The sequence below is a fragment of the Kocuria sp. SM24M-10 genome, assembly GCF_001027955.1.
Lineage (GTDB): Bacteria > Actinomycetota > Actinomycetes > Actinomycetales > Micrococcaceae > Kocuria > Kocuria oceani.
The window spans coordinates 1-26,522 of record NZ_LDNX01000067.1; the positions used below are offsets into that span (position 1 = coordinate 1).

Annotated in this window: 21 protein-coding genes and 1 rRNA gene; 8 read left to right on the plus strand and 14 right to left on the minus strand. The window is 73.4% G+C overall.

What is annotated here, in order from left to right; genetic code table 11:
* Positions 1 to 54 precede the first annotated feature (54 nt).
* Positions 55 to 1,479, minus strand: coding sequence for a cation:dicarboxylate symporter family transporter (locus tag ABL57_RS08160; RefSeq protein WP_047802967.1), 1,425 nt, complete (start codon positions 1,477 to 1,479; stop codon positions 55 to 57).
* Positions 1,480 to 1,698: 219 nt separating this feature from the next.
* On the opposite strand from ABL57_RS08160, the gene ABL57_RS08165 reads away from it, so the two are divergent.
* The 3 genes from ABL57_RS08165 to ABL57_RS08175 all read left to right on the plus strand — a co-directional run bounded on the left by ABL57_RS08165 (position 1,699) and on the right by ABL57_RS08175 (position 5,430).
* Positions 1,699 to 3,327 (plus strand): ATP-binding protein, encoded by a 1,629-nt coding sequence (locus ABL57_RS08165; protein WP_047802968.1) that lies wholly within the window; start codon positions 1,699 to 1,701, stop codon positions 3,325 to 3,327.
* Positions 3,324 to 4,016: a response regulator gene (locus ABL57_RS08170; protein WP_047802969.1), complete on the plus strand. Its 693-nt coding sequence runs from the start codon at positions 3,324 to 3,326 to the stop codon at positions 4,014 to 4,016. The genes ABL57_RS08165 and ABL57_RS08170 overlap by 4 nt, the downstream gene beginning before the upstream one ends.
* A 109-nt stretch (positions 4,017 to 4,125) precedes the next feature.
* Positions 4,126 to 5,430 (plus strand): sodium:proton antiporter, encoded by a 1,305-nt coding sequence (locus ABL57_RS08175; RefSeq protein ID WP_047802970.1) that lies wholly within the window; start codon positions 4,126 to 4,128, stop codon positions 5,428 to 5,430.
* 18 nt (positions 5,431 to 5,448) lie between these two features.
* On the opposite strand, the gene ABL57_RS08180 is transcribed toward ABL57_RS08175, so the two are convergent.
* The gene (locus tag ABL57_RS08180) at positions 5,449 to 7,401 is read right to left on the minus strand and encodes an AMP-binding protein (RefSeq protein WP_047802971.1); all 1,953 of its coding nucleotides are present in this window, start codon (positions 7,399 to 7,401) and stop codon (positions 5,449 to 5,451) included.
* Between the two features lie 218 nt (positions 7,402 to 7,619).
* On the opposite strand from ABL57_RS08180, the gene ABL57_RS08185 reads away from it, so the two are divergent.
* From ABL57_RS08185 to ABL57_RS08200, 4 genes are read left to right on the plus strand one after another with little or no spacing between them, the layout of a single operon-like run.
* A complete protein-coding gene (locus ABL57_RS08185; protein WP_047802972.1) occupies positions 7,620 to 8,300 on the plus strand; it encodes a GntR family transcriptional regulator in 681 nt (226 codons plus the stop codon).
* A 60-nt stretch (positions 8,301 to 8,360) separates the two neighbouring features.
* Positions 8,361 to 9,881 (plus strand): MmgE/PrpD family protein, encoded by a 1,521-nt coding sequence (locus ABL57_RS08190; protein WP_047802973.1) that lies wholly within the window; start codon positions 8,361 to 8,363, stop codon positions 9,879 to 9,881.
* Positions 9,882 to 9,883: 2 nt separating this feature from the next.
* Positions 9,884 to 10,792 (plus strand): methylisocitrate lyase, encoded by a 909-nt coding sequence (gene prpB, locus ABL57_RS08195; protein ID WP_047802974.1) that lies wholly within the window; start codon positions 9,884 to 9,886, stop codon positions 10,790 to 10,792.
* A gap of 35 nt (positions 10,793 to 10,827) precedes the next feature.
* The gene (locus ABL57_RS08200) at positions 10,828 to 11,997 is read left to right on the plus strand and encodes a bifunctional 2-methylcitrate synthase/citrate synthase (protein WP_047802975.1); all 1,170 of its coding nucleotides are present in this window, start codon (positions 10,828 to 10,830) and stop codon (positions 11,995 to 11,997) included.
* Here ABL57_RS08200 and ABL57_RS20675 read toward each other — a convergent pair.
* The 10 genes from ABL57_RS20675 to ABL57_RS22655 form a co-directional block, all read right to left on the minus strand.
* Positions 11,991 to 13,142 carry a D-alanyl-D-alanine carboxypeptidase family protein gene (locus ABL57_RS20675; RefSeq protein WP_160310780.1) on the minus strand — a complete coding sequence of 384 codons (1,152 nt, stop codon included), beginning with the start codon at positions 13,140 to 13,142 and terminating at the stop codon, positions 11,991 to 11,993. The genes ABL57_RS08200 and ABL57_RS20675 overlap by 7 nt on opposite strands.
* A 156-nt stretch (positions 13,143 to 13,298) precedes the next feature.
* Positions 13,299 to 14,243 carry a site-specific tyrosine recombinase XerD gene (locus ABL57_RS08210; RefSeq protein WP_369821408.1) on the minus strand — a complete coding sequence of 315 codons (945 nt, stop codon included), beginning with the start codon at positions 14,241 to 14,243 and terminating at the stop codon, positions 13,299 to 13,301.
* 227 nt (positions 14,244 to 14,470) lie between these two features.
* On the minus strand, positions 14,471 to 15,124 hold the full coding sequence (locus ABL57_RS08215; RefSeq protein ID WP_047802976.1) for an NUDIX hydrolase: 654 nt from the start codon (positions 15,122 to 15,124) through the stop codon (positions 14,471 to 14,473).
* Positions 15,125 to 15,256: 132 nt separating this feature from the next.
* On the minus strand, positions 15,257 to 16,981 hold the full coding sequence (locus tag ABL57_RS08220) for a CTP synthase (protein ID WP_047802977.1): 1,725 nt from the start codon (positions 16,979 to 16,981) through the stop codon (positions 15,257 to 15,259).
* A gap of 86 nt (positions 16,982 to 17,067) precedes the next feature.
* A complete protein-coding gene (recN, locus tag ABL57_RS08225) occupies positions 17,068 to 18,780 on the minus strand; it encodes a DNA repair protein RecN (RefSeq protein ID WP_047802978.1) in 1,713 nt (570 codons plus the stop codon).
* Entirely contained in the window at positions 18,781 to 19,845 is a 1,065-nt protein-coding gene (locus ABL57_RS08230) for an NAD kinase (RefSeq protein ID WP_047802979.1), read from the minus strand.
* A 122-nt stretch (positions 19,846 to 19,967) separates the two neighbouring features.
* The gene (locus tag ABL57_RS08235; protein ID WP_047802980.1) at positions 19,968 to 20,723 is read right to left on the minus strand and encodes a TlyA family RNA methyltransferase; all 756 of its coding nucleotides are present in this window, start codon (positions 20,721 to 20,723) and stop codon (positions 19,968 to 19,970) included.
* Entirely contained in the window at positions 20,720 to 20,944 is a 225-nt protein-coding gene (locus tag ABL57_RS08240; protein WP_139318567.1) for a hypothetical protein, read from the minus strand. Before ABL57_RS08240 ends, ABL57_RS08235 begins: the two co-directional genes overlap by 4 nt.
* Positions 20,941 to 21,945 (minus strand): HAD-IIA family hydrolase, encoded by a 1,005-nt coding sequence (locus tag ABL57_RS08245; protein WP_047802982.1) that lies wholly within the window; start codon positions 21,943 to 21,945, stop codon positions 20,941 to 20,943. Before ABL57_RS08245 ends, ABL57_RS08240 begins: the two co-directional genes overlap by 4 nt.
* On the minus strand, positions 21,938 to 22,900 hold the full coding sequence (locus ABL57_RS22655; protein ID WP_203225578.1) for a hypothetical protein: 963 nt from the start codon (positions 22,898 to 22,900) through the stop codon (positions 21,938 to 21,940). The genes ABL57_RS08245 and ABL57_RS22655 overlap by 8 nt, the downstream gene beginning before the upstream one ends.
* A gap of 1,227 nt (positions 22,901 to 24,127) precedes the next feature.
* On the opposite strand from ABL57_RS22655, the gene ABL57_RS08255 reads away from it, so the two are divergent.
* Positions 24,128 to 25,360, plus strand: a complete 1,233-nt coding sequence (locus ABL57_RS08255) for a dicarboxylate/amino acid:cation symporter (protein WP_047802983.1) — start codon at positions 24,128 to 24,130, stop codon at positions 25,358 to 25,360.
* A gap of 78 nt (positions 25,361 to 25,438) precedes the next feature.
* Here ABL57_RS08255 and ABL57_RS08260 read toward each other — a convergent pair whose 3' ends face one another.
* Together ABL57_RS08260 and rrf are read right to left on the minus strand one after the other, a co-directional pair.
* Complete coding sequence (locus ABL57_RS08260) at positions 25,439 to 25,882, minus strand: GyrI-like domain-containing protein (RefSeq protein WP_053004831.1); 444 nt, start codon at positions 25,880 to 25,882, stop codon at positions 25,439 to 25,441.
* 312 nt (positions 25,883 to 26,194) lie between these two features.
* Positions 26,195 to 26,311: ribosomal RNA gene (gene rrf / locus ABL57_RS08265) — 5S ribosomal RNA — on the minus strand.
* Positions 26,312 to 26,522 lie beyond the last annotated feature (211 nt).

Sequence of the window (26,522 nt, forward strand, 5' to 3'; positions counted from 1 at the left end):
CCGGACCCGGTGGGGTCCGGCGGGCGCGGTCGTCCCGTCGGCAGGAGGTGGTGCTCAGCGGGTGCCGGCGGCGGCCTCGACCTTCTCGGCCACGGAGTCCTCGACACCGGCGCCGTCGGCGCCGGCGTCCTGCTCGGGGGCGCCGTGCGAGTGCGCGGCCATGGTGGACTCGTCGAACCGGTCCTGGCCGGAGAGCACGCGCTCGACCTGGTCGAGGTCGAGCTCCCGGGTCCACTTGCCGATCAGCAGGGTGGCGACGGCGTTGCCGGTGAAGTTCGTCAGGGCGCGGGCCTCGGACATGAACCGGTCGATGCCCACGATGATGCCCACGCCGTCGACCAGGTCCGGGCGGTGCGACTGGAGCACGCCGGCGAGGGTGGCCAGTCCGGCGCCGGTGACGCCGGCGGCGCCCTTGGAGGCGATGATCATGAACACCAGCAGGGAGATCTGCTCGCCCAGGGCCAGGGGGTTGCCCATGGCGGAGGCGACGAACAGGGCGGCCATGGTCAGGTAGATCGCGGTGCCGTCCAGGTTGAAGGAGTACCCGGTGGGGACCGTCACGCCGACCACGGGCTTGGAGACGCCGGCGTGCTCCATCTTGGCGATCAGCCGCGGCAGGGCGGCCTCGGAGGAGGAGGTCGAGAAGATCAGCAGGTACTCCCGGCCCAGGTACTTCATGAGCCGGAAGATGTTGATCCCCGTGACGGCCTTCAGCAGACCGCCCAGGACCACCACGATGAACAGGACGCAGGTGAGGTAGAAGGCGATCATCAGCGTGGCCATGGAGATGATGGCCTGCACCCCGGTCTCCCCCACCACGCCGGCGATCGCGCCGAACGCACCGATCGGGGCGACCCACATGACCATGATCAGGATCCGGAAGACCAGGGCCTGGATGTAGCCGACAGCCTTGAGCACGGGCTTGCCGGCCGGGCCCATCTGCTGGAGGGCGAAGCCCACGATGAGGGCCACGAAGAGGGTCTGCAGGATGTTGCCCTCGGTCAGCGAGGACAGCAGGGTGGTGGGGATGATGCCGAGCAGGAACCCGATCGTCCCGCCCTCCCCGTCGCCGTGGCCGGTGTCCGTGATCTCGTACTCGGAGCCCTGGATGTTCAGGCCCTCGCCCGGGTGGATGAGGTTGCCCACCAGCAGCCCGATGGCCAGGGCGGCGGTGGACATCGCCATGAAGTAGGCCAGGGCCAGGCCGCCGACCTTGCCGACGGTGGCCGCCTTGGCGATGGAGCCGACGCCCAGCACGATCGTGCAGAAGATGATGGGGGCGATCATCATCTTGATCAGGGCGATGAACGCGGTGCCGATGGGCTTGAGCGTCTGGGCGAACTCGGGGGCCACGAGGCCCAGCACGGCGCCGGCGACGACGGCGACGATCACGAAGACGTACAGGTAGTGCGTCTTGTCCTTCTTCTGCTTCTGGACGGGCCGTTGCGGGTCGACGGGTTCCGTGGCGACGGTGGCCATGCTTCTCCTGACGGTGCGGGTGGAGGGTGCGGACGGACGGTGCCGGCGGGCGGCGCCGGGAGGCGCTGCCCGGAGCCCGGGACCGGGCCGTTGTGACGAGTCTCACCGGCCGCCGCGGCCCTGTCGCGTTGTGGTCATAATGGTCGTGACGCCCGCCACAACCGGAGCACGGGCTGAGCGCGCCGGCAGGTGGCACGGGCAGGAGGGGAGGAGGCGGGCATGTCGTTGGCCAGGCGCTTCCTCCTCCTCCAGCTGGTCGTCGTGGCGGTCGTGACCGTCGCGGTCTCCCTGGTCCTGTTCGCCCAGGAGCGGCAGGCGGTCCGGGAGCGCGCCGAGGCCGTGACCCGGGCGGTGGCCACGGCCCTGGCCGACGACCCCTACGTCCTGGAGGCCGCCGGCACCCCGGACCCGCACGCGGCCCTGCAGCCGCTCACGGACCGGCTGCTCGAGGACACGGACCTGGACTTCGTCACGATCATGGCCCCCGACGGCACCCGCTGGACCCACCCCTGGCCGTCCTCGGTGGGCGACCCCTACCGGGGCGACCGCTCGCACGCGCTCGCCGGGGAGGTCTGGACCAGCACGGAGCGGGGCAACCTCGGCCCGTCCGTGCGCACGATCGCCCCCGTGCGGGACGGGGACGGGACGGTCGTGGCGCTGGTGGCCACGGGCGTGCTGCTCGAGGCGCTCTCCGAGCAGGCGCTCGCCCAGCTGCCGGCCGTGCTCCTCGTCGGGGCGCTGCTGCTCGCCGCCTCGGCCACGGTCGCGACCCTCGGGGCGCGCTACCTGGGCAGGGTCACGCACGGCTGGGGCCCGGAGGAGCTCGCCCAGGTCCATGCGCTGCACGACGCCGTGCTCAACGAGGCCACCGAGGGCCTGCTGCTCGTGGACCCCTCCGGCGCGGTCCCGGTGCTCAACGCCCGCGCCCGCGAGCTGCTCGGAATCGCCCCGGACGCGGCCGGGCCCGGCCGGCGCAGCGCACCGCCCGTCGAGGCGCTGGGCCTGCCCCCGGCCCTGGAGGCCGTGCTGCACTCGGGGGCGTCCGTGCAGGAGCAGTGGGTCGTGGTCGGGGAGCGCACGCTCATCGTCTCGAGCCTGCCGGCGGGCGGGGCGCTCGCCGGGCGGGGCATGGTCGTGATCCTGCGCGACCACACCGAGATCTCCCGGCTCTCCGGGCAGCTGCGCGCCACCTCCGCCCTGGCCGGGGCCCTGCGGGCGCAGACCCACGAGCACGCCAACCGGATGCACACGGTGGTCTCGCTGCTGGAGCTGGGGCGCGAGGCGGAGGCCCTGGACTTCGCCTCCGCGGACCGGCAGCGCACCCAGGGGCTGTCCCAGGATCTGCTCGCCCGTCTGGAGGACCCCTTCCTCGCCGCCCTGCTCGTGGGCAAGACGGCCGCCGCCCACGAGCGAGGCGTGGAGCTGGAGGTCGCCGTGGGCCCGGACGTGCCGCGCGTCCCGGTCTCCCCCGCCGACCTCGTGACCCTCGTCGGCAATCTCGTCGACAACGCCGTGGAGGCGGCCGCGGCCAACGCCGACCGCGTCCGCCCCGTGGTCGAGGTGGAGATCGTGGGGGCGCCCGACGACGCCGACCCCGCCCTGGACACGGTCGTGGTCACCGTGGCCGACACCGGCATGGGCGTTCCGGAGGAGCTCGCCCAGGACGTCTTCGAGCCCGGGGTCAGCACCAAGCCCGCCGGACCCGAGGGCCGGGGCGTGGGCCTGCACCTGGTGCGCGAGGTCGTGGAGCGCTGGGGCGCCCGGATCGAGCTGGGCAACGACGGCGGGGCCGTGTTCACCGTGACCATCCCCGTCCCCCGGGACGCCGTGCCGGAGCAGGTCCCGTGACCGGGACGGTGCGGGTCCTCGTCGTCGACGACGAGCCGCTGACCGCCGCCGCCCACGCGGAGTACGTCGAGCGCTCCCCGGGCTTCCGGGCCGTGGCCACCGCCGTGTCCGGGCACACGGCGGTGCAGGCCGTGCAGGCCGCCCGCCGGGCGGGCCGGCCCGTGGACCTGGTGCTGCTGGACGTCAACCTCCCGGACATGTCCGGGCTCGACGTCGCGCGCACCCTGCGGGCGCGCGGGGAGTCGGTGGACCTGCTGGTGATCACCGCGCACCGGGACGTGGCCACCGTCCGCGAGGCGACCACGCTCGGCGTGGTGGGCTACCTCATCAAGCCCTTCACCTACGCCGTGTTCGAGGAGAAGCTCGCCGCCTACCGCAGCTACCGCTCGGCGCTCGGACGGGCCGGGGCCGTGGGCCAGGCGGAGGTGGACCGGGCCTTCGCGGCCCTGGGCTCGCCGGTGCGCGCCGCCGCGCCCAAGGGGCTCTCCGCCCAGACCCTGGCCGCCGTCACGGAGCTCGTGCGCGGCGGCGAGTGGCTCTCCGCCGGGGAGGTCGCCGAGCGCAGCACGCTGTCGCGGGTGACGGCCCGGCGCTACCTGGAGCACCTGGCCGACCGCGGCCTCGTGCGCCGGCGCTCCCGCTACGGCACCCCCGGGCGCCCGGAGCTCGAGTACGCGTGGGCCGGCTGAGCGGACGCCGCCCGGGACGTCCCCTGCGCGCACCGGCACGGTGCCCGCGTCGGCTCCGGTGCGTAGTCTTCTCGGGATCGACCCCATCCGCCGAAGGAACGAGGTCCTGGTGTTCGACGCCCCGAGCCTGATGTTCGCCGCCGCCGGTCTGGCCGTGTTCGCCGCCGCGCTGCTGCCGCGGCTGCTGATGCGCGCCCCCGTCTCGATGCCCATGGTCTTCCTGGGCACCGGCCTGGCCGTCTTCTCCGTGGCGGAGAACCTCCCGGACCCGGACCCGGTGGCCTACAGCGACATCACCGTCCACCTCAGCGAGATCTGCGTCATCGTGTCCCTGATGGGCGCCGGCCTGGCCCTGGACCGCCCCCTGGGACGCGTGCGGTGGGCCACCACCTGGCGTCTGCTGGGCGTCGTCATGCCGCTGTGCCTCGTCGGGCTGACCCTGCTCGGGTGGTCGGTGCTGGGGCTGAGCCTGGCCGGGGCCGTGCTCGTCGCCGCGGCCCTGGCCCCCACCGATCCCGTCCTGGCCTCCGAGGTCCAGGTCGGGCAGCCCTCGGAGGCCCAGGACGACCTCGACGGGGAGGACGAGGTGCGCTTCGGCCTCACCTCCGAGGCCGGCCTCAACGACGGACTCGCCTTCCCGTTCGTGTACCTCGCCGTGGCCCTCAGCGTCGTGGGGACCGCGCCGGCGGCGTGGCTGCCGCACTTCCTCCTCGTGGACGTCGCCTGGCGGATCGCGGTCGGGTGCCTCGCCGGCTACCTCGTGGGCAGGCTGCTGGGACGGGTCTTCTTCCGCTCCCCGGTCGAGAGCATCCGCCTGGCCTCCCACTCCGAGGGCTTCGTGGCGCTCGCGGCCACCTTCCTCACCTACGGCCTCACCGAGATGGTGGAGGGCTACGGCTTCGTCGCCGTGTTCGTGTGCGCGCTCACCATCCGCGCCGGTGAGCGGGCCCACGGCTACCACGGTGTGCTGCACAGCTACATCGAGCAGCTCGAGCGCCTGCTCACGGTGGTGGTGCTCGTGCTGCTGGGCGGGGCCGTCGCCCGGGGCCTGCTGGCCGGCCTCAGCTGGTCCGAGGTCCTGGTCGCGGCGGCCTTCCTCCTGCTCGTGCGGCCCGTCGCCGGGTGGATCGGCCTGGCCCGGGGCCGGACCGGCCCGTGGGAGCGCTGCGTCATCGCCTTCTTCGGCGTCCGCGGCATCGGCTCCGTCTACTACCTCGGCTACGCCCTGTCCGAGGGGGACTTCGCCGCCGAGGACCAGACGCTGTGGCGGATCGTGGGGCTGGTGATCGTCATGTCGGTCGTCCTCCACGGCGTCACCGCCGGACCCGGCATGGCCCTGCTCGACCGCGCCCGGCGGCGCAGGGCCGTGCGCGAGACCGGGACGGAGGCCGCCGCCCCCAGCACCCCCGTCTGAGCGGGGCCGCGCCGGTCCTCAGCCGGCGCGCGGGGGGCGCAGCACGCCCTCGAGGGCCTCCAGCACGGTGGAGTCCTCGATCGTGGAGGGCACCGTGTAGTCCTCGCCGTCCGCGATCTGCCGCATGGTCTTGCGCAGGATCTTGCCCGAACGGGTCTTGGGCAGCCCCTCCACGACCGCCACGTCCTTGAAGTCGGCGACCGCCCCGATCTGCCGGCGCACCAGCGCCACCAGCTCGTCCCGCAGCCGCTCCTCCGGCACCTCCACGCCGGACTTGAGCACCACGTAGCCGGCCGGACGCTGGCCCTTGAGCGGATCGGCCACCCCGATCACCGCGCACTCGGCCACGGCGGGGTGGGAGGCCAGGACCTGCTCCATCGCGCCGGTGGAGAGCCGGTGACCGGACACGTTGATCACGTCGTCGGTGCGCCCCATGACGTAGACGTAGCCGTCCTCGTCGACGTGGCCGGAGTCACCGGTCGCGTAGTAGCCCGGGAAGGCCGTGAGGTAGGAGTCCACGAAGCGCCGGTCGTCGCCCCACAGCGTGGTCAGGGTTCCCGGGGGCAGCGGCAGGCGCAGGGCGATGTTGCCCTCCTCGCCGGTCGCGACCGGCTGCCCCAGCGGGTCCAGCACCTCCACCCGGTAGCCGGGCACCGGCACGGACGGCGAACCGGGCTTCAGGGGCAGGCGCTCGATCCCGAAGGGGTTCGCGCAGATCGCCCACCCCGTCTCCGTCTGCCACCAGTGGTCGACCACCGGCACGCCGAGCACCCGGGAGGCCCAGCCGTAGGTCTCCGGGTCCAGCCGCTCCCCCGCCACGAACAGCGCCTGCAGGGAGCCGATGTCGTGCCGGCGCACCAGCTCGCCCTCGGGGTCCGCCCGGCGGATGGCGCGCAGGGCCGTGGGGGCGGTGAAGAGGACCTTCACGCCGTGGTCCTCCACGCGCCGCCAGAACGCGCCGGCGTCCGGGGTGCCCACCGGCTTGCCCTCGTAGAGCACGGTCGTCGCACCGGCGAGCAGCGGGCCGTAGACGATGTAGGAGTGCCCCACCACCCATCCCACGTCGGAGGCCGTCCACATCACCTCGCCGGGGCCGACGTCGTAGATGTGGCGCATGGACCAGGTCATGGCCACCGCGTGCCCGCCGTTGTCGCGGACCACGCCCTTCGGGGCGCCGGTGGTCCCCGAGGTGTAGAGGACGTACAGCGGGTCGGTTGCCGCCACGGGCACCGGCGCCGCGGGTTCGGCGCCCTCCACGGCGGCGTCCCAGCCCAGCCACTCGACCGCGGGCTGCTCGCCGTGCCCGGCCCGTTCCCTGGCCTGCTCCACGGTGGTCTCGAAGCCGGGGCGCTCGTGCACGACCACCGTGCCGGGCTCGTGCCGGGCCAGCCGCAGGGCCTCCTCGATCGCGGGGATGTACTCGATCCGCCGCCTGGGCTCCAGCCCGCCGGTCGTGGTCACCACCACCCGGGGCCGCGAGTCGTCGATCCGTGCGGCCAGCTCCTTCGGGGCGAACCCCCCGAAGACCACGGAGTGCACGGCGCCCAGGCGGGCGCAGGCGAGCATCGCCACGGCGGCCTGCGGGATCATCGGCAGGTACACCAGCACCCGGTCCCCGCGGCCCACCCCCCGCGCTGCGAGCGCACCGGCGAACAGCGCGACCTCGTCGCGCAGCCTGGCGTAGCTGTAGCGCTCCTGGACGCCCAGCAGCGCGGAGTCGTAGACCAGCGCCGTGCGCTCGCCGTGGCCGGCCTCCACGTGCCGGTCGAGGGCGTTGTAGGAGGTGTTGAGCTCACCGTCCGGGAACCAGCGATAGAGCGGGGCCATGGCCGCGTCGAGGGCCACGGTGGGCTCGCGCGTCCAGTCGACGGCCCGGGCCGCCTCGAGCCAGAACCGCTCCGGGTCCCGGACGCTGCGGCGGTAGACCTCCGCGTAGTCCTCGGCCTGCGTGGTCTGCTGCTCGGTGCTCATGGGTCCTCCCGGGGCGTCACAGTCCTGGCGGCCACCCTAGTGGCCCAGATCACAGACGACAAGATTCGTGTATACATCAACGCGTCAATATCGGAGCACGACGGGAATCCCTGGCCTGTGGGTCACGAATGTGTATACACTGACGAGGACGTGTGAGGTCGGTCACCGAAGGTCCCTGCCGATTCGCCGGCCGGGGCCGCAGAAGCGAGGAGAGAGCCGTGCGCGCCAGCGACCGCGCCTACGAGGCACTGCGGGAGGACATCGTCGAGTGGCGGCTGCTCCCGGGCCAGGTGCTGGGCGAGGTGGAGCAGTCGGAGCGGTTCGGCATCTCCCGCACCCCCATCCGGGAGGCGCTGAGCAGGCTCACCGCCGACGGGCTCGCCGAGGCCCACCGGGGCCGCGGTGTGGTGGTCTCCCAGGTCTCGCTCGAGGACGTCCGCGCCCTGTTCGAGCTGCGCGAGGCCCTCGACTGCCGGGCCGCCCGGCTGGCGGCCCGGCGCCGGGACCCCGCCGAGTTCCAGCGTCTGGCCACGGAGCTCGAGAGGTGCGTGGACCGGCTCCACGGCCCGAGCACCGACGACCGCTCCGCCTACTACGAGCTCGTGGAGCGCATGGACCGGGCCGTCGACGACGCCACGGCCAACCCGTACCTCACCGCCGCCCAGCGGTCCCTGCGGCTGCACCTGGCGCGCGTGCGCAAGCTCTCCCGGACCAATCCGTCCCGCCTGGCGCGCGCCGCCGCCGAGCACGCCCAGATCGCGCGCGCCATCGCGGAGGGCTCCGAGGAGCTGGCGGAGGCCGCCACCCGGGTGCACCTGGCCAACTCGCTGCACGCGGTCCTGACCACCCCCGTCCGCGAGTGGGTCCAGCCCGCTCCCCCGCTCGACGCCGCCGGCTGAGCGGCGGGCCCGACCACCGTCCGCGCCCGGCCACCGTCCGTCCCCACGAGAGGAACCTCCATGACCGTCATTCATTCCGTGCACGTCCACCCGTCCGCCGACAACCTGCCCCGGCAGGACCAGCTGGCCTGGAAGATGGCGGAGGTCGCCGCGGACCCGGTCGCGGTGAGCGAGGAGGTGACCGAGATGGTGATCAACCGCATCCTGGACAACGCCTCGGTGGCGATCGCCTCCCTGAACCGAGACCCCATCGTCTCGGCCCGGGACCAGGCGGCCGCCCACGCCCCGACCCCCGGCGGGTCCGGGTCCGCCCTGTACGGGGCGGACGCCGCGGCCACCAAGGTCTCCCCGGAGTGGGCGGCCTGGGCCAACGGGGTGGCGGTGCGCGAGCTCGACTACCACGACACGTTCCTGGCCGCGGAGTACTCCCACCCCGGCGACAACATCCCGCCGATCCTGGCCGTGGCCCAGCACGTGGGCGCCACCGGGGCCGATCTGGTGCGCGGGATCGCCACCGGCTACGAGCTGCAGGTCGACCTGGTGAAGGCCATCTGCCTGCACCGGCACAAGATCGACCACGTCGCCCACCTGGGCCCGTCCGCGGCCGCGGGGATCGGCACCCTGCTGGGCCTTCCGGTGGAGACGATCTTCCACGCGATCGGCCAGGGCCTGCACACCACCACCGCCACCCGCCAGTCCCGCAAGGGCGAGATCTCCACCTGGAAGGCGCACGCCCCGGCCTTCGCGGGAAAGATGGCCGTGGAGGCCGTGGACCGCGCGATGCGCGGGCAGACCTCCCCCACCCCCATCTACGAGGGCGAGGACGGGGTGATCGCCTGGCTGCTGGACGGCCCCGACGCCTCCTACGAGGTCCCGCTGCCGGCCCCGGGCGAGGCCAAGGCCGCGATCCTGGACACCTATACCAAGGAGCACTCGGCGGAGTACCAGGCCCAGGCCTGGATCGACCTGGCCCGGAAGCTGCACCGGGAGCGGCCCGAGCTGGCCGATCCGGCGCGGATCGCCTCGGTGGTGCTGCACACCTCCCACCACACCCACTACGTGATCGGCTCCGGGGCCAACGACCCGCAGAAGTACGACCCGGCCGCCACCCGGGAGACCCTCGACCACTCGATCCCCTACATCTTCACCGTGGCGCTGCAGGACGGGGCGTGGCACCACGTGGACTCCTACGCCCCCGCCCGGGCCTCCCGGCCCGACACCGTCGAGCTGTGGCGGAGGGTCACCACCGCCGAGGACGCGGAGTGGACCCGCCGCTACCACTCCCTGGACCCGGCCGAGAAGGCCTTCGGCGGCCGGGCCGAGATCACCCTCACGGACGGGTCCACCGTGGTCGAGGAGATCGCGGTGGCCGACGCCCACCCGTTGGGCGCCCGCCCGTTCGCCCGCGCGCAGTACGTCACCAAGCTCCGCACCCTGGCGGCCGGGATCGTCGCCGACGCCGAGCTGGACCGATTCATCGCCGCCGCCGAGAACCTGCGCGAGCTCGGCCCCGGGGAGCTCGACGCCCTCAACGTCACCGCGGACGTGGACCTGGCCACCGGCACGAAGGGAATCTTCTGAGCATGCTGTTCTCCACCACCACTCCCGAGGCCAAGCGCGTCGCCCTGCGGCAGATGCTCACCGGCCCGCGCATCGCCCGGTTCCCGGGCGCGTACACCCCGCTGTCCACGAAGCTGATCGCCGAGCAGGGCTTCGACGGCGTCTACATCTCCGGGGCCGTGCTGGCAAACGAGCTCGGCTTCCCCGACATCGGCCTGACCGCCCTGCCCGAGGTCGCCGCCCGGGCCGGGCAGATCGCCCGGCTCACCGACCTGCCCGCGATCGTGGACGCCGACACCGGCTTCGGCGAGCCGATGAACGTGGCCCGCACCGTGCAGGAGCTCGAGAACGCCGGGCTGGCCGGGTGCCACATCGAGGACCAGTTCAACCCCAAGCGCTGCGGCCACCTGGACGGGAAGTCCGTGGTGGACCTGGCCACCGCCACGAAGCGGATCCGCGCCGCGACCGAGGCCCGCCGGGACCCGAACTTCCTGGTCATGGCCCGCACCGACATCCGCGGCGTGGAGGACCTCGCCGCGGCCACCGACCGGGCCAAGGCCCTCGTGGACGCCGGGGCGGACGCCATCTTCCCCGAGGCGATGGCCGACCTGAGCGAGTTCGCCGCGATGCGGGCGGCGGTGGACGTGCCGATCCTGGCGAACATGACCGAGTTCGGGAAGTCGCAGCTGTTCACCGCCGCCCAGCTCGAGGAGGTGGGCGTGAACATGGTCATCTACCCGGTCACCCTGATGCGCTCCGCCCTGGGCGCCATGGAGCGGGTGCTGGCCACGATCGCCGCGGACGGCACCCAGCAGGCCGCCGTGCCCGAGATGCTCACTCGCGCCCGGCTCTACGAGCTGGTGGACTACCACGGGTACAACCAGTTCGACGCCGGCGTCTTCGACTTCGAGGTGCCCGGCCTGCACCACTGACCGGACCGACCGCACGACACGAGAAGGAGACCACCATGACCGAGACCCAGAGCGAGGTCCGCAAGGGACTGGCCGGCGTCGTCGCCGACTACACGGCCGTGTCCAAGGTCAATCCGGAGACCAACTCCCTGCTCTACCGCGGCTATCCCGTCCAGGAACTGGCCGCGAACTGCTCCTTCGAGCAGGTCGCCCTGCTGCTGTGGAACGGTGAGCTGCCCACGGAGGCGGAGCTGGCGGAGTTCACGGCCCGGGAGCGGGCGCACCGGGCGCTGACCCCCGAGCTGACGGCGATCATCGACGCCCTGCCCACCACCTGCCACCCCATGGACGTCTGCCGCACCGCGGCCTCCGTCCTGGGCGCCCAGGACCCCGAGGCCGAGGACTCCTCCCCGGAGGCCAACCTGCGCAAGGCGCAGAAGCTGTTCGCGGCGATGCCGGCGGTGGTGTGCTACGACCAGCGGCGCCGGCGCGGCCAGGAGCCGGTGCCCCCGCGCGAGGACCTCGGCTACTCGGCCAACTTCCTGTGGATGGCCTTCGGCGAGGAGGCCGACCCTGCGGTGGTCGAGGCGTTCGACGTCTCGATGATCCTCTACGCCGAGCACTCCTTCAACGCCTCGACCTTCACCGCCCGGGTGGTCACCTCGACGCTGTCGGACCTGCACTCGGCGGTCACCGCGGCGATCGGCGCGCTGAAGGGGCCGCTGCACGGCGGGGCCAACGAGGCGGTGATGGAGACGTTCGAGGAGCTGGGCATCCGCACGGAGGAGTCCGCCGCCGAGGCCGAGGCCCGCGCCAAGGCCTGGATGGACGACGCCCTGGCCGCGAAGAAGAAGGTCATGGGCTTCGGCCACCGCGTCTACAAGCACGGCGACTCCCGGGTGCCGACCATGAAGGCGGCCCTGGACGCGATGGTGGCCCACTACGGCCGCGACGAGCTGCTGGGCCTGTACAACGGCCTGGAGAAGTCCATGGACGAGGCGAAGGGCATCAAGCCCAACCTCGACTACCCGGCCGGGCCGACCTACTGGCTGATGGGCTTCGACATCCCCACCTTCACCCCGCTGTTCGTCGCCGCCCGCATCACGGGCTGGACCGCCCACATCATGGAACAGGTGGCCGCCAACTCCCTGATCCGGCCGCTGTCCGAGTACAACGGCCCCGACGAGCGGCATCTGACCGGCGCCCGTGCGGGGGCGGCTCAGTAGGAGGGCGCCGGAGGCAGCCCCATGTAGTGCTCGAGCGTGGGGATGCGCTGGGAGACCATGCCGGTGGCCACGTGCCCGCCCACGTAGCGCAGGTGCCAGGGCTCGTAGGCGTAACCGGTGGTCCCCGTGCGGCCCGCCGGGTAGCGCACCACGAAGCCGTACTCGTGGGCGTGGGCCCGTGCCCACGCCCCGGCCGGAGTGCCCGCGAAGCAGCTCTGCAGCCCGCACGCCCCGTCCGGGTTGCCGATGTCCAGGGCCAGCCCCGTCTGGTGCTCGCTGTGTCCCGGGCGGGCGGAGATCAGATCCGCCTGCTCCCTCCCGTACCGGGCCACGTAGTCGCGGTACAGCCCGGCCTGCGTGGTGTAGGAGCGGTATCCGCTGACCGCCGTGATCGGTACCCCCGCGGCGGCGGCGTCCGCCTGCATCCGCCGGAACGCCGCGGCGGCGTCCGCGCGCAGGAGCGGCCCGCCCACGGCCTCGAGACCGCGCGGGACGTGGTCGACCGGGGTCAGGGGGCGGCGCTTGTTGACGACGACGTACACGGAGGCGGCCCGGTCGATCTCCCGGGCCACCCGCGTCCCGGCGCCCGCGGTCCAGCTGACGGACCCGCGCTGGAAGGTCTGGCGGCAGGAGCCGCCCGCGCAGGCCTCCGTCGAGTTCGGATAACCCAGCGCCCCCCGCTCGGCGCCGTGACGCAGCCACGCCGCCCGGATGCCGTCGAACGTGGGGTGGGCCCCGCTCGCCCGTGACCAGAGGACCACCCCGCCCTCGAAGGCCTGGTAGCACCCGGCGTCGCGCAGCCCGCAGACCTCCCGGCCGACGGGGTAGCCCAGCTTCCCTCGTTCCCAGCCCTGAGCAGCCCACGCCCCGCGGATCGCTCCCCACGTCGGGCGTGCCCCGGTCCTCGGGGACCAGTGGATGCTGCCCCGCTCGAAGGAGCGGTAGCAGCCACCGCGCACCAGGCCGCACCGCTCGGAACCCAGTGCTCGGCCGAGCCGGCCGTCGGCTCCGCCGAGGCGCTGGTGCTCGGCCCCGATCGCGGTGGCGCCCGACGCCGGGGGTGCCAGGGGCGCCAGCAGCAGGCCCAGGCAGCAGAGCAGGATCAGCAGCACCCGGCGCATTCCCGTGCCTGAGTCGATGTTCACTCGCATGACGTCCCCGTCCGTCCGGGCGCACCCGTTGCAGTTGCAACCAGGTTAGGCCCTGCACGACCCGTGGAACAGCAGCCCCCGCTGTGTGACCGGACGACGTGGATCAGCTGCTGCGCGGCGGGCCGGGGCGCCGGCGGCGGGGCGCCCCCGCTACAGGGCGCGCGGGTGGGCGGCGGCGTAGACCTCCCGCAGGGACTCCACGGTGACCAGCGTGTACACCTGCGTGGTGCTGACGGAGGCGTGGCCGAGCAGCTCCTGGACCACGCGCAGGTCCGCGCCGCCCTCCAGCAGGTGGGTCGCGAAGGAGTGGCGCAGCGTGTGGGGGGTGATCCGGTCTCCCAGCCCGGCGCGCTCGGCCGCCGTGCGCACCGTGGTCCAGGCCGTCTGCCGGCTGATCCGCCCGCCGCGGGCGTTGAGGAAGAGGGCGGGGGTGCCTCGCCCCTTCGCCGCGAGCGCCGGCCGGCCCCGGACGAGCCACTCGTCCACGGCGCGCACCGCCCAGGACCCCAGGGGGACCATCCGCTCCTTGCCCCCCTTGCCGAACAGCCGCACGAACGGCATCGCGCCGCCGTCCTCCTCGGGTTGCCCGGTGTTCCGCACGGCCCGGGACAGGTCGTCGACGTCGAGGGCCGTGGCCTCCGAGATCCGGGCGCCGGTCGAGTAGAGGATCTCCAGCAGGGCGCGGTCGCGCAGCTGCTGGGGCGTCTCGGTGCCGGTCGACTCCAGCAGCGCCGTGACCTGCTCGACGGGCACGGCCTTGGGCAGGCGCATGCCCGGCGTGGGCGGCTGGACGGGGGCGGCGGGATCCGTGCGCGTGAGGCCCTCCAGCGCCCAGAAGCGGTGGGCGCCCCGGACCGCCACCAGGCAGCGGGCGGCGCTGCGCGTGCTCAGCGGCGCCCGGCCCGGCGCCCCGGCCGAGACCGTGCGCAGGAAGTCCTGGACGTGTCCCGTCCCGATGCCCCGCAGCGTGGTCACCGGCGGGTCCGTGTGCTCCTGGAGGTGCTCGGTGTAGCGGTGCAGGTCCCGCCGGTACGCCGCGAGGGTGTTGGCGGCCAGGCCCCGCTCCACGGCGAGGTGCTGCAGGTAGCGCTCCACGGCCCGCTCCAGCGCGCCACCGGGTGCCGGACCCGGCGCCGCGGGGGACCCGGATCCGGGTCCCGCACCGGGCCCGGGACGGGGCGCCGCCCCCTCCTCCGGGGCGGACGCCCCACCGGACCCGGGATCGGACTCCGCGCCCGGATCCGGAGCGAGCTCCGGGAGCGACACCCCGCCGGGCCCGGGCTCGGGCGCCGGACGGGGCGGCCGACCGGCCGGGGGCTGGGTCACCGCAGGTCGGGGTGGCCGGGCCACGGGGTGTCGGCCGGGCGCAGGGAGCGGTAGCCGTCGGCGCGGGCGGCGTGCACGGCGAGCAGGCCGACCACCGCCGCGGGTGAGTTCAGCCGGCCCTCGAGGACGGCCCGCACGGCGGCGTCGAGCGGCACCCAGGCGCCGTGGATCTCCGCCTCCTCACCGTCGCGCTCGTGGAGCTCGGCCTCGGGGACCTCGCTCGGCCCGCGGGCCAGGAAGATCCGGTTGGCCTCCGAGGACGAGCCGGGACTGTTGTGGAAGTCCACCAGGACGTCCCACTGCTCCGCCCTCAGGTCGGCCTCCTCCGCCAGCTCCCGCTGGGCCGCCGCGGCGGGGTCCTCGCCGTCGACATCGAGCAGGCCGGCGGGGATCTCCCACATGGTCATCCCGACGGGACGACGGTACTGGTTGATCAGCAGCACCCGGTCGTCGTCGTCGAGCACCAGCACGGACACCGCGCCCGGGTGGGTGATGTAGTCGCGCCGGAGCGGGTCGGTGCCCTGGGACAGCTCGAACTCGTCGCGCTGCACGTTCCAGATGAAGCCCTCGTAGACCGTCTCGGAGGCCACCGTGCGGCGGTCGCTGGGCCGGTCCGAGATCTCCTCGGGGGCGAGCTGTCGGATGTCCATGGGGTCCTTCCGGGTCGGCCGCCCCGCACGGGTCGGCGGGGACGAGGGGTCTGGCGGGGACGGCGCAGGCGCCGCGCCCCGGTGGGGACACGGCGCCTGCGCCGGGCGGCCCGTGGCGCACGGGCCGGGGCCTCAGCGGCCCTCGGCCTCCCGGCGCTCGAGCGCCGCCTTGACGAGGCCGTCGAACAGCGGGTGCGGGCGGGTCGGGCGGGACATGAGCTCGGGGTGCGCCTGGGTGCCCACGTAGTAGGGGTGCACGTCGGCGGGCAGCTCCACGAACTCCACGAGGGTGCCGTTCGGCGAGGTCCCCGAGATCACCAGTCCGGCCTGCTCCAGGCCCTCCCGGTACTCGTTGTTGACCTCGTAGCGGTGGCGGTGGCGCTCCTTGACGGTGGTGGAGCCGTAGGCGCCGGCCACCACGGACCCGTCGCGCAGCCGTGCGTCGTAGAGGCCCAGCCGCATGGTGCCGCCGAGGTCCCCGGCGCCCTCCACGAACTGCTTCTGCTCGTCCATGGTCGCCACGACCGGGAACCCGGTGTCCGGCTCGAACTCGGTGGAGGACGCCCCGGCGAGACCGAGCTCGGTGCGGGCGTACTCGATCACCATGCACTGCAGGCCCAGGCACAGGCCCAGGGTGGGGATGCGGTGCTCGCGGGCGAAGCGCAGGGTGCCCAGCTTGCCCTCGATGCCGCGGATGCCGAACCCGCCCGGGACGCAGATGGCGTCCACGTCGCCCAGTTCCCGCTGGGCGCCCTCGGGGGTCTCGCACAGGTCGGAGGCGACCCACTTGATCTTCACCCGCGCGTCGTTGGCGAAGCCGCCCGCCCGCAGGGCCTCCGATACGGAGAGGTAGGCGTCCGGCAGGTCGATGTACTTGCCCACCATGGCCACCGTGACGAAGTGGGACGGCTCGTGCACGGCCTTCAGCAGCCGGTCCCACTGCCCCAGGTCGGCGTCCTGGTAGTCCAGACCGAGGTAGTCGAGGATGTAGGTGTCCAGTCCCTGGGAGTGCAGGGTCTTGGGGATGTCGTAGATGCTCGGGGCGTCCGGGCAGGAGATCACCGCGTCGTGGTCGACGTCGCAGGCGTTGCCGATCTTGCGCAGCATCGTGTCCGGGACCTGCCGGTCGGAGCGCAGCACGAGCGCGTCGGGCTGGATCCCGAGCCCGCGCAGGGCGGCCACGGAGTGCTGGGTGGGCTTGGTCTTGAGCTCGCCGGAGGGCCCGATGTAGGGGATCAGGGACACGTGCAGGTAGAACACGTGGCGGCGGCCGACGTCCTGGCGGACCTGGCGGGCGGCCTCGATGAAGGGCTGGGACTCGATGTCGCCGACCGTGCCGCCGATCTCGGTGATGATGATGTCCGGCTGGTCGTCGTCCTGCGCACGGCGGCGCATCCGGTTCTTCAGCTCGTCGGTGATGTGCGGGATGACCTGCACGGTGTCGCCGAGGTACTCGCCGCGACGCTCCTTGGCGATGACCGTGGAGTACACCTGTCCGGTGGTCACGTTCGCCGAGGCGTCGAGGTTCTCGTCGAGGAAGCGCTCGTAGTGGCCGATGTCGAGGTCGGTCTCCGCCCCGTCGTCGGTCACGAAGACCTCACCGTGCTGGAAGGGGTTCATGGTGCCCGGATCGACGTTGAGGTACGGATCCAGCTTCTGCATCGTCACGGACAGCCCCCGTGCCCGCAGCAGCATCCCGAGGGAGGAGGCGGTCAGGCCCTTGCCGAGGGAGGAGGCGACGCCGCCCGTCACGAAGATCTGACGGGTCACCTTGCCCGGTCGCTGGTTTTCGGTCTGCTGTGCGCCGGCCACGTGGGCGGCTTCGTTTGCATTCACCACGGAATTCGACCCTATCATTCTTGCCCCTGCGGGACACCGGTTGCGTGCTGCGGATCACCGTGCGGCCGGCCGCGCGTGCGGCGGCCTCCGGACGGGCGACGGGCTCAGAGCTGCGCGTCGCGGACGAGCTCGCGGGCGTGCTCGCGCGCCGCCGCGGAGTCCTCGTGACCCGCGAGCATGCGGGCCAGCTCCACCACGCGCTCCTCCTCGTCCAGCACGCGCACGTCGCTGACGGTGGAGTCCCGGCTCTTGGTGACGAGGACGTGCTGGTCCGCGAAGGCGGCCACCTGCGGCAGGTGCGTCACCACGAGGACCTGGACGTGCTGGGCCAGCATCTTCAGCCGGCGCCCGATCTCCACGGCCGCCTTGCCGCCCACGCCCGAGTCCACCTCGTCGAAGACGAACGTGGGCACGGGGTCGACCGCGGCGAGGACCACCTCGATGGCGAGCATCAGCCGGGACAGCTCACCGCCGGAGGCGCCCTTGCCGAGGGGCCGCGGGGCGGCACCGGCGTGGGGCTTCAGCAGGAACGCGATCTCGTCCCGGCCGTGGCCGGAGAACTCCTCGGTGGGCTCCACCTCGATGACCAGGGAGGCGTTGGGCATCGCCAGGGCCGTGAGCTCGGCGCTGACGGCCTCGGAGAGCCGGTGCGCGGCGTCCTGCCGCCGCTCGGTCATCCGCGCGGCCAGCTCACTCAGCCCGGCGTGCAGCTGCTCGAGGCGAGCGCGCAGCTCCTGCTCCCGGGCGGGGTCGTCGGTGAGCTCGTCGAGCCGGGTCCGCGAGCGCTGCGCCCACTCGAGGACCTCGTCCACCGTGGCCCCGTACTTGCGGGTGAGCGCCTTCAGCTTGGCCCGGCGGGCCTCGACCTCGGCCAGGCGGGCCGGTCCCTCGTCGTCGAGTCCGGACGCGTAGCCGGAGAGGTCCGCGGCGATGTCGTTGACGAGCACGGCCAGCTCGGCGACCCGGCCCGCGAGCTCCTCCAGGTCGCGGTCCGAGCCCGCCTCCTGGTCCAGGGCCCGGTGCGCGGCGGCGATGAGCGCGGTCGCGTCCGCGCTGTCGCCGTCGGAGAACTCCCCGCCGCTCAGGGCCGCGTGCGCGGTCAGCGCCGCGGCGCGCAGCTGCTCCAGGTTGGTGAGCTTCTGGCTCTCCTGGTCGAGCCGTTCGTCCTCGCCGGGCTCGGGGTCCACCGCGTCGATCTCCTCGAGGGCGCCCTGCAGGGTCTGGGCCTCGAGGGCGCGTTCCCGGCCGTGCTCGGTGACCTCCCGCAGGGTCTGCTGCACGGTGCGGTACTCGGCGAGCAGCTCCCGGTAGCGCCGCAGGTCGGCCACGAGCTCCTCCCCCGCGTACTGGTCGAGGGCGTGGCGCTGGGCGGCCGCCGACTTCAGCCGCAGCTGGTCGGACTGCCCGTGCACCGCCACGAGGGTCTGCCCCACGGCCGAGAGCGTGCCCACGGGGGCGGAGCGGCCCCCGACGTGGGCCCGGCTGCGGCCCTCCGCCGTCACCGTGCGCGCCACGGTGACCAGGGCCTCGTCCGCATCGCCGACGGGCTCGACGTCGACGGCTCCGCCGGCGTCCTCGACGAGTGCCGCGGCCGGGTGCCCCGCCGGGACCCGCACCACCGCCTCGGCGACGGCGCGCGGGGCCCCCGAGCGCACGGCCCCGGCGTCGGAGCGGTTGCCGAGCAGCATCCCCAGCGCGGTGACCACCATGGTCTTGCCCGCGCCGGTCTCACCCGAGAGGATGCTCAGCCCCGGTCCGAGCGGCAGCACGGCGTCGGTGATGACGCCGAGGTCGTGGATGTGGATCTCCTCGATCATTCAGTCGGTCTCCGTCCTCTCGGGCGCGCTCCCGAGGGTCGCAGGGTCCGGGTCGTGGGGCATCTCGTGGCCCACCGTGGACTTCGGCAGCTCGGCCACCCGGCCCGCGCCGCCGGCGCCGACGGTGGACAGGGCGGCGGTCCGGGCCGCGGTCGTCTCCTGCGGGGGCACCGGTCCGCGCCAGCCCGTCGTGGGGAGCTCGAACTTCCGGACCAGCCGCTCGGAGAAGGGCGTGCGGTGCATCCGGGCGAGGTTGACCGCCTTCGGCGAGCGCACCACCTCGATCCGGGACCCGGGCGGCAGCTCGGTGGTCCGCCGGCCGTCGCACCACAGCACCCCCCGGGCGTCCGTGCGGGTGAGGACCTCCACGGCCATCATCGAGTTCGGGGAGATCACCAGCGGCCGGGCGAACAGGGCGTGGGCGCTCAGCGGGACGAGGAGCAGCGCCTCGACCTCCGGCCACACGACGGGCCCGCCCGCGGAGAACGCGTAGGCGGTGGAGCCGGTGGGGGTGGCCAGCACCACGCCGTCGCACCCGAAGGTGCTCAGGGGCCGCCGGTCCACCTCGACGACCACCTCGATCATCTTCTCGCGGTCGCCCTTCTCCACCGAGGCCTCGTTCAGCGCCCAGGTGTGCAGCACCTTCTTCTGGTCCTGCCACACGGTGACGTCGATGGTCATGCGCTGCTCCACCGTGTAGCGCCCGTCCACGATCGCCTCGACGGACTCGGCGAGGTCCGAGCGCTCGCTCTCGGCGAGGAAGCCGACGTGGCCGAGGTTCACGCCCAGCAGCGGGGTGTCCACGCTGCGCACCAGCTCGGCGGCCCGGAGGATGGACCCGTCCCCGCCGAGCACCATGACCAGCTCGATCTCCCGCAGCGAGACGTCCTCCTCGATGACCTCCACGGGCACGAGGGGCACCCCGTCCTCCTGGAGCGCCTCGAGGTCGGTGCGCGAGATCACCGGCACCAGACCGGCGTCGTGGAGCTGGAGGCAGGAGTCGCGCGCGGCGTCCTTGGCCTCCTGCCGGCCCATGTGGGCCATGACCAGGATCTTCCGGCTCACAGGATCCTCCCGTTCTGGGCTGCTCGGTGCACGCGGGCGTCGTCGGAACCGGGACCGGCCCGTGCTGCGCGCCGTGCCCGGGACCGGGCACCGCTCACCACCCTACGCGAGGGCGTGGACAGTCAGGGCGTGGCGCCCTCCACGTTCCGGCGGCACCACAGGAAGAACTCGTGGTTGCCGTCCTGACCGGGCAGCGGGCTGCGCTCCCGGCCCAGGACCGCGAGCCCGTGGGCGCGTGCGGCGGCGGCCACGGCGTCGACAGCCCGGGCCCGTTCCTGCTCGCTGGTGACCACGCCGGTGCGGGCGAGCCGGTCGGCGCCGACCTCGAACTGCGGCTTGACCATGAGCACCAGGTCACCGCCGGGCACGGTGGCGGCGGCCAGGGGGCCGACCACCAGGGTCAGCGAGATGAAGGAGAGGTCGCACACCGTCAGCTGGGCCGGGCCGCCGATGTCCTCGGGGCGCATCCAGCGCACGTTCGTGCCCTCGAACACCCGGACCCGGTCGTCCTGCCGCAGCGCGGGCACGAGCTGGTCGTGGCCGACGTCCACGGCGACCACCTCCCGGGCCCCGGCCCGCAGCAGCACGTCGGTGAAGCCCCCGGTGGAGGCGCCGGCGTCGAGGCACCGCCTGCCCGCCACGGTGATGTCCGGGAAGGCGGTCAGCGCGCCGGCCAGCTTGTGCCCCGCGCGGCTGACGTAGTCGGGGCCGTCCGCGGGCCGCACCTCCAGCCGGTCGCCGGCGCCCACACGGACGGAGGCCTTGGTGGCCGGCTCGCCGTTCACCAGCACCCTGCCCTCGGCGATCCAGCGGGCGGCCACGGTGCGGGAGCGGGCGAGCTCCCGGGTGGTCAGCTCCTGGTCCAGGCGCGCGCTCACCGGGACCCGCTCTGCTCCTGCCCCGCCTGCCGGCCGGGGACCAGTCCGGCCGGGACGGTCCCCGGCTCGGCGTTGAGCTCGGCGACGAGGTCGGCGTGCAGCTCCTCGTAGCGGCCGGGGTGCTCCGCGACGGGCAGGGCGTCCAGCTCCGCGGCCCGCTCGAGCACGGCGTCCACACGGTCGTGACCCGTCGGGGACGTCGTGCCGGCGTCGGAGCTCACGTCGCGGCCTCCCACTCCAGGACCGGGGCCACGGGTGCCTCCGCGTCGGGGTGCGCGGCCCACCAGGCCCCGCACGCGGCTCGCCACGCATCGAGGTCCTCCCGGGACCCCCGGATCCGCACCCGGGCGCCGTCCGTCTCGGCGGTCGCCGCCCCGCAGCGCGCCCGGTGGCCTCCGGGCGAGGCCGTGACCTCGACCTCCGGACAGGGGGCGAAGAGCTCCTCCAGGGTTCCGACGACGTGGTCGGGCCGCTCCGCGCTGCATGCGGCCAGGATGGTCTCGAGCGTGTCGACGCCGGTGAGCACCGCGACCGTGGCGAACCCGGCGGCGTTGCCGCCCCGGATGTCGGTGTCCAGCCGGTCCCCCAGGACCACGGGCCGAGTGCTGCCCGCGCGCTCGGCGGCGGTGCGGAAGATGGGGGCCTCCGGCTTGCCGGCCACCACCGGTGCCCGGTCGGTGGCGGCGGCGACCGCCGCCACCAGGGTCCCGTTGCCCGGGGCCAGGCCCCGCGCCTGCGGGATGGAGAGATCGGTGTTGGTCGCGACCCACAGCACGTCGGGATCGGCGAGGGTGTAGGACGCCTCGGCCAGCTGCGCCCAGCCGATGCCGGGGTCGAAGCCCTGGATGACGGCGCGGGGCTCCTCCTCCTGTGTGCGGACCGGCACGAGCCCCGCGTCAGCGACCACGTCCGAGAGAGCCTGCGACCCCGTCACGAGCACCTTCGTGCCGGCAGGCAGACGCTGCGCGAGCACCTCGGCGCCGGCCTGGGCCGAGCTCGCCACGCCCTCGGGACCCGTGGGCACGCCCAGGTCCGTGAGGTGGGCCGCGACCGCGGCGACGGAGCGGGAGGCGTTGTTCGTCACGTAGATCACGGGCACGCCCTCCGAGGAGATCCGGCGCAGGACCTCCGGCGCCCCCGGGATCGCGTGCGGACCGGCGTAGACGACGCCGTCCAGGTCGCTCAGGACCGCGTCGTAGCGGTCGAGGAGTCGCTCAGACATCCTCGGCACCGCGTTCCTCGCCGTCGTCGGACCGATCGTCCGGGGCGGCACCGTGGTCCTCGGGATCCAGGAGCTCCTCGTCGTCGTCCGGATCCAGATCGTGCTCCGAACCGCCCTCGAAGTCGTCGTCGGGATCCAGATCCCCCTCCGCGGCGCCCTCGGACTCCTCGGACTCCTCGTCGGCACCCTCCTCGGCCCCCTCGTCGAGGACGTCGTCGGGCTCGTGCTCCGTGCCGTCGATCGAGCTGTCGCCGGTGCCGCCGACCGGTTCCTCCCGCAGACCGGCCCGGGTGTCCTCGGGCACCGCGGCGGCCGCCGTGCCGGCGACGGTCGCGTCCTCCGCGGCGTTCTCCGGCTCGGCCAGGACGACGCCGTCGGACGGTGCCTGCTCGGTCTCGTCCTCGTCGTCGAAGTCGAGGATCTCCGGCTCGGCGAACTGGCCGAGCCCCAGCGCCGCCTCGGCCACCACGGCCTGTCGGTCCCAGGTGAGCGCCTCGCGTGCCCGGTCGACGCCCCGGAGCGCCTCGGCGTAGGCGCGGAACAGGCGCGGGCTGTAGGAGAAGCCACGGTTCTTGTCGAGCTGCGGGATGCTCAGCGCGTCGACGGCGCCCTGGGCGTCCCCCTGGTCACGGCGCATGCCGGCGAGCACGATGGCGAGCTCGACCCGCTCACTGGTCTCGAGGGACGCGGCGGCCTCGGACGTCGCGAGCTCGACCGCCTTGTCGGTGCGGCCCAGCGCGCGTTCGCAGTCGACCATGAGGGGAAGGTGGATCTCGGCGCCGGTCATCCGGCGGAACGTTCGCAGCTCCTTGAGCGCCAGCGCGTAGTCCCCCGCCTCGTAGGCCGCGATGCCCGTGGCCTCCCGGACGGCGGCAATGCGACCGCCGCGGCGGCCTGCGGCCTGCGCGTGCTCGAGGGCCAGCGCGGGGTCGTCGGACAGGTAGCGGCCTGCCATGACCAGGTGCTTGGCGACGGCCTCGGCGTTGCGGGGCTCCAGGGCCCCCAGCTGGGCGCGGGTCGGCTTGTCCAGCTCCCGTCCCGTGATGTCCTCGTCGATCTCGGGAGCCCGGTGACGGTGCGTGGAGACCTCCGTGCGGTCGTCACGGCGACCGCGGTAGCCCTCACCGCGGTCCGGGTAGCCACCACGCCGATCGTCCCTGCGGTCGTCACGCCGGTCACCACGCGGGGCGTACCCGCCCCGACGCTCACCCTGACCCTCCTCACGGCGCCCGCGGTAACCCTCTCCTTCACGGCGAGGCCCACGCTCACCCTGACGGTCGTCACGCCGGTCACCACGCGGGGCGTAGCCACCGCGACGCTCACCCTGACCCTCCTCACGGCGACCCCGGTGGCCGTCACCGCGGTCCGGGAAGCCACCACGCCGATCGTCACGCCGGTCATCGCGCCGGTCACCACGCGGGGCGTAGCCACCGCGACGGTCACCCTGACCCTCCTCACGGCGCCCGCGGTAGCCCTCACCATCACGACGAGGCCCACGCTCACCCCGGCCCTCGTCACGCCTCCCCCGGTAGCCCTCACCGCGGTCGGGAGAGCCACCACGCCGATCGTCGCGCCGGTCACCACGCGGGGCGTACCCGCCCCGACGCTCACCCTGACCCTCGTCACGCCGACCGCGGTAGCCGTCCGTCCGCCCCTCGCCGTCACGACGGGGCCCCCGCTCTCCGGCTCGGGCGTCACGACGCTCGCCCTGTCCCGGCCGCTGGTCACGGTAGCCCCCGCGATTCTCGCCCCGGCTGTCACCGCGTCGGTCATCCCGCCGATCACCGCGCGGGGCGTAGCCACCACGGCTCTCACCCTGGCGGTCGTCGCTCCGGCCCCGGAAGCCCTGCGAACGGCTCTCTCCACCGGGTCGTCCAGCGGAACGCTCGTCGTCGCGGGAGAAGCTGCGGCGGGGTGCGCCGCTCGAGCGGCCGCCGTCGCGTCGGGCGCCTGCGCCGGACCGGCGGTCGCCGGAACCGCGGTTCCGGCGATCGCCCTGGGAACCGTGCTGGGAAGACTCGGACACGTACCGCTCCTCTGTGCCGTCCGGAAAGGGCCGGCGCTCGTGGATGTCGAAGGGGACCGCACGCGGGTCCGCCAATTGATCGTCCTCCATTCTAAGGGAGGCCCGCCCGGGCCCTTTGCGGTTCGCCGGGCCTGCTCCGGGACCGATAATTGGCCCATGACCAAGAAACCCCTCACGTCCCACCTGCTGGTGCGCGTGCTCCTCGGCATCGTCCTGGGCATCGCCTGCGGGTTGTTCTTCCCCGAACCGCTCGCACGGGTGTTCCTGACGTTCAACGGCCTGTTCAGCGCCTTCCTCGGCTTCATCGTGCCGTTGCTCATCCTCGGCCTCGTCACCCCTGCCATCGCGGACCTCGGGCGGGGAGCCGGGAAGTGGCTGGGCATCACGGCAGGCATCGCCTATGCGTCCACGGTCTTCTCCGGAGTTCTCGCCTACCTCGTCGCGCGCGGCAGCTACCCCTGGCTGCTGGGCGGGCAGCAGGACGTCAACCCGCTGGCCAACCCGGAGGAGAGCGCGCTCACGGGGTACTTCGTCGTCGAGATGGAGCCCGTCTTCGGTGTCATGACCGCGCTGCTGCTCTCCTTCTGCCTGGGAGTGGGGATCACGCTCATTCCGGGTGACACCCTGCACCGGACCATGGACGACCTCCGGCGGATCATCATGCGGATCGTGGAGCTCGTCATCATCCCGTTGCTCCCCGTCTACATCTTCGGCATGTTCCTGGGCCTCAGCATGAACGGGCAGATCGCCGCCGTCATCTCGACCTTCTTCAAGGTCGTCGTGCTCGCCCTCGTCCTGACGATCGTCCTGCTGCTCGTCCAGTACGGGATCGCCGGCGCCTACGCCCGGCGCAACCCGCTGGTGCTCCTCAAGAACATGCTGCCGGCCTATGCGACGGCCCTGGGCACGTCCTCCTCCGCCGCCTCCATCCCGGTGACCCTCAAGTGCGCCGAGGCCAACGGGGTCAGCAAGCCGGTCGCCGGCTTCGCCGTCCCGCTGTGCGCCACCATCCACCTGGCCGGATCCACCATGAAGATCGTCCTGTTCTCGCTGGCCATCATGACGATCACCGGGATGCCCGTCGACAACCTGACCTACCTTGGCTTCGTCCTGATGCTGGGCATCACGATGGTGGCGGCCCCCGGCGTCCCCGGCGGGGCCATCATGGCCGCCGTGGGCATCATGCAGAGCATGCTGGGCTTCGACGAGACCGCGGTCGGTCTCATGATCGCCACCTACATCGCCATCGACTCGTTCGGCACGGCGACCAACGTCACGGGCGACGGCGCGATCGCCGTGGTCGTGGACAAGCTCGTCGGCAGGCGCAGCGACGTGGCGAAGATCGGCACAGAGCCGGACGACGCGCGGGTACTCGTCCCCGGGCGCTGACACGCCGTCGCCGTCCACGACAAAGGCCCCGACCACCTGGTCGGGGCCTTTGTCGTACCGTGCAGGTGGAGCCGTCGGTCAGGTCTCCACGGCCCAGTAGAGTTCCGTCACCATGTCCTCGGGATCGTCGCCCGGATGCGGCTCCGTCACGTAGACCTCCCACAGCGGCGCGGCGAGGCGCAGGTGCCGCTCCTGCGCCCATGCCCGCAGCTTCTCCCACGACGAGCCCAGCCCGTCGTAGTTGCCGCGGTGCGTGTAGGTCACCGCCCGGGTCGCGGGGATCCGCCCGACGACGACGGACCCCGCCGGCGCCACCTTGTGCTCCAGCGGGAACCCGACCTCGAGCTGGACGACCGGTCCGGGCTCCGAGTGGTAGAGCGACAGAGCCGGCCCGGCTGGGCGGAGCTCACCGCGGTCGATCCGCTGACCCAGCTCGTGGAACGCGGCATCGAAGAACTCCCGCAGCTCGGACATCGGCACCTCCCCCGCCACGACCGCGGTCGTCTGCTCACCCACGTCCACGACCCGTGGTTCCTCGGCATTTCGCCGCATGGCTCCCCCTCGAGACCGTCGGATCCGCGTTCTCCGACGATAGGCCGACGACGGGCATGGGGAAAGGCCCCGCACCGGTTCCGGTGGGGGCCTGGGGGGTGTCGGTGGCGCGGGGGGCCGCGCCGGCCGGTGCTGTGGGTCGAGCCGGCAGCGGGCAGGGGGGCAGGCCCCGCACCGGTGGGTGGGGGCCTGGGGGTCGGAGTGTCGGGTGTGGTGCCCGGTGGTGCTCAGGGTGTGGGGAGCCCCCGCACCGGGTGGTGCGGGGGCTCGACCCTGGGTGTGGTCCGGCGGTGTCCTACTCTCCCACACCCTGGCGGGTGCAGTACCATCGGCGCTGTGGGTCTTAGCTTCCGGGTTCGGGATGGGACCGGGCGTTTCCCCCACGCTATGACCGCCGTAACTCTGTCTCCCCGCCGTGGTCCCTGGCCGGTGGGCCGGGGTGGGGGGGAAATCTGGTCACAGTGATGACTGTGGATGCAATTGTGCGGTTGGTGCAACCGTGACCCCGGGGGGGTTGTTGGTTGGGAGCCGTATAGTGGACGCGGTGTTCTGCGGTGTCCCCGTGCCCCCCGTGTGCCGGTGGTACTGCACCCGCCAGGGTGTGGGAGAG

Excerpts from the sequence above, each read along its gene's own strand:
- ABL57_RS08160 (WP_047802967.1), bottom strand. The coding sequence starts at position 1,479 with ATGGCCACCGTCGCCACGGAACCCGTCGACCCGCAACGGCCCGTCCAG.
- ABL57_RS08165 (WP_047802968.1), top strand. The coding sequence starts at position 1,699 with ATGTCGTTGGCCAGGCGCTTCCTCCTCCTCCAGCTGGTCGTCGTGGCG.
- ABL57_RS08180 (WP_047802971.1), bottom strand. The coding sequence starts at position 7,401 with ATGAGCACCGAGCAGCAGACCACGCAGGCCGAGGACTACGCGGAGGTC.
- ABL57_RS08190 (WP_047802973.1), top strand. The coding sequence starts at position 8,361 with ATGACCGTCATTCATTCCGTGCACGTCCACCCGTCCGCCGACAACCTG.
- prpB (WP_047802974.1), top strand. The coding sequence starts at position 9,884 with ATGCTGTTCTCCACCACCACTCCCGAGGCCAAGCGCGTCGCCCTGCGG.
- ABL57_RS08200 (WP_047802975.1), top strand. The coding sequence starts at position 10,828 with ATGACCGAGACCCAGAGCGAGGTCCGCAAGGGACTGGCCGGCGTCGTC.
- ABL57_RS08215 (WP_047802976.1), bottom strand. The coding sequence starts at position 15,124 with ATGGACATCCGACAGCTCGCCCCCGAGGAGATCTCGGACCGGCCCAGC.
- ABL57_RS08220 (WP_047802977.1), bottom strand. The coding sequence starts at position 16,981 with ATGATAGGGTCGAATTCCGTGGTGAATGCAAACGAAGCCGCCCACGTG.
- recN (WP_047802978.1), bottom strand. The coding sequence starts at position 18,780 with ATGATCGAGGAGATCCACATCCACGACCTCGGCGTCATCACCGACGCC.
- ABL57_RS08245 (WP_047802982.1), bottom strand. The coding sequence starts at position 21,945 with ATGTCTGAGCGACTCCTCGACCGCTACGACGCGGTCCTGAGCGACCTG.
- ABL57_RS22655 (WP_203225578.1), bottom strand. The coding sequence starts at position 22,900 with ATGGCAGGCCGCTACCTGTCCGACGACCCCGCGCTGGCCCTCGAGCAC.
- ABL57_RS08255 (WP_047802983.1), top strand. The coding sequence starts at position 24,128 with ATGACCAAGAAACCCCTCACGTCCCACCTGCTGGTGCGCGTGCTCCTC.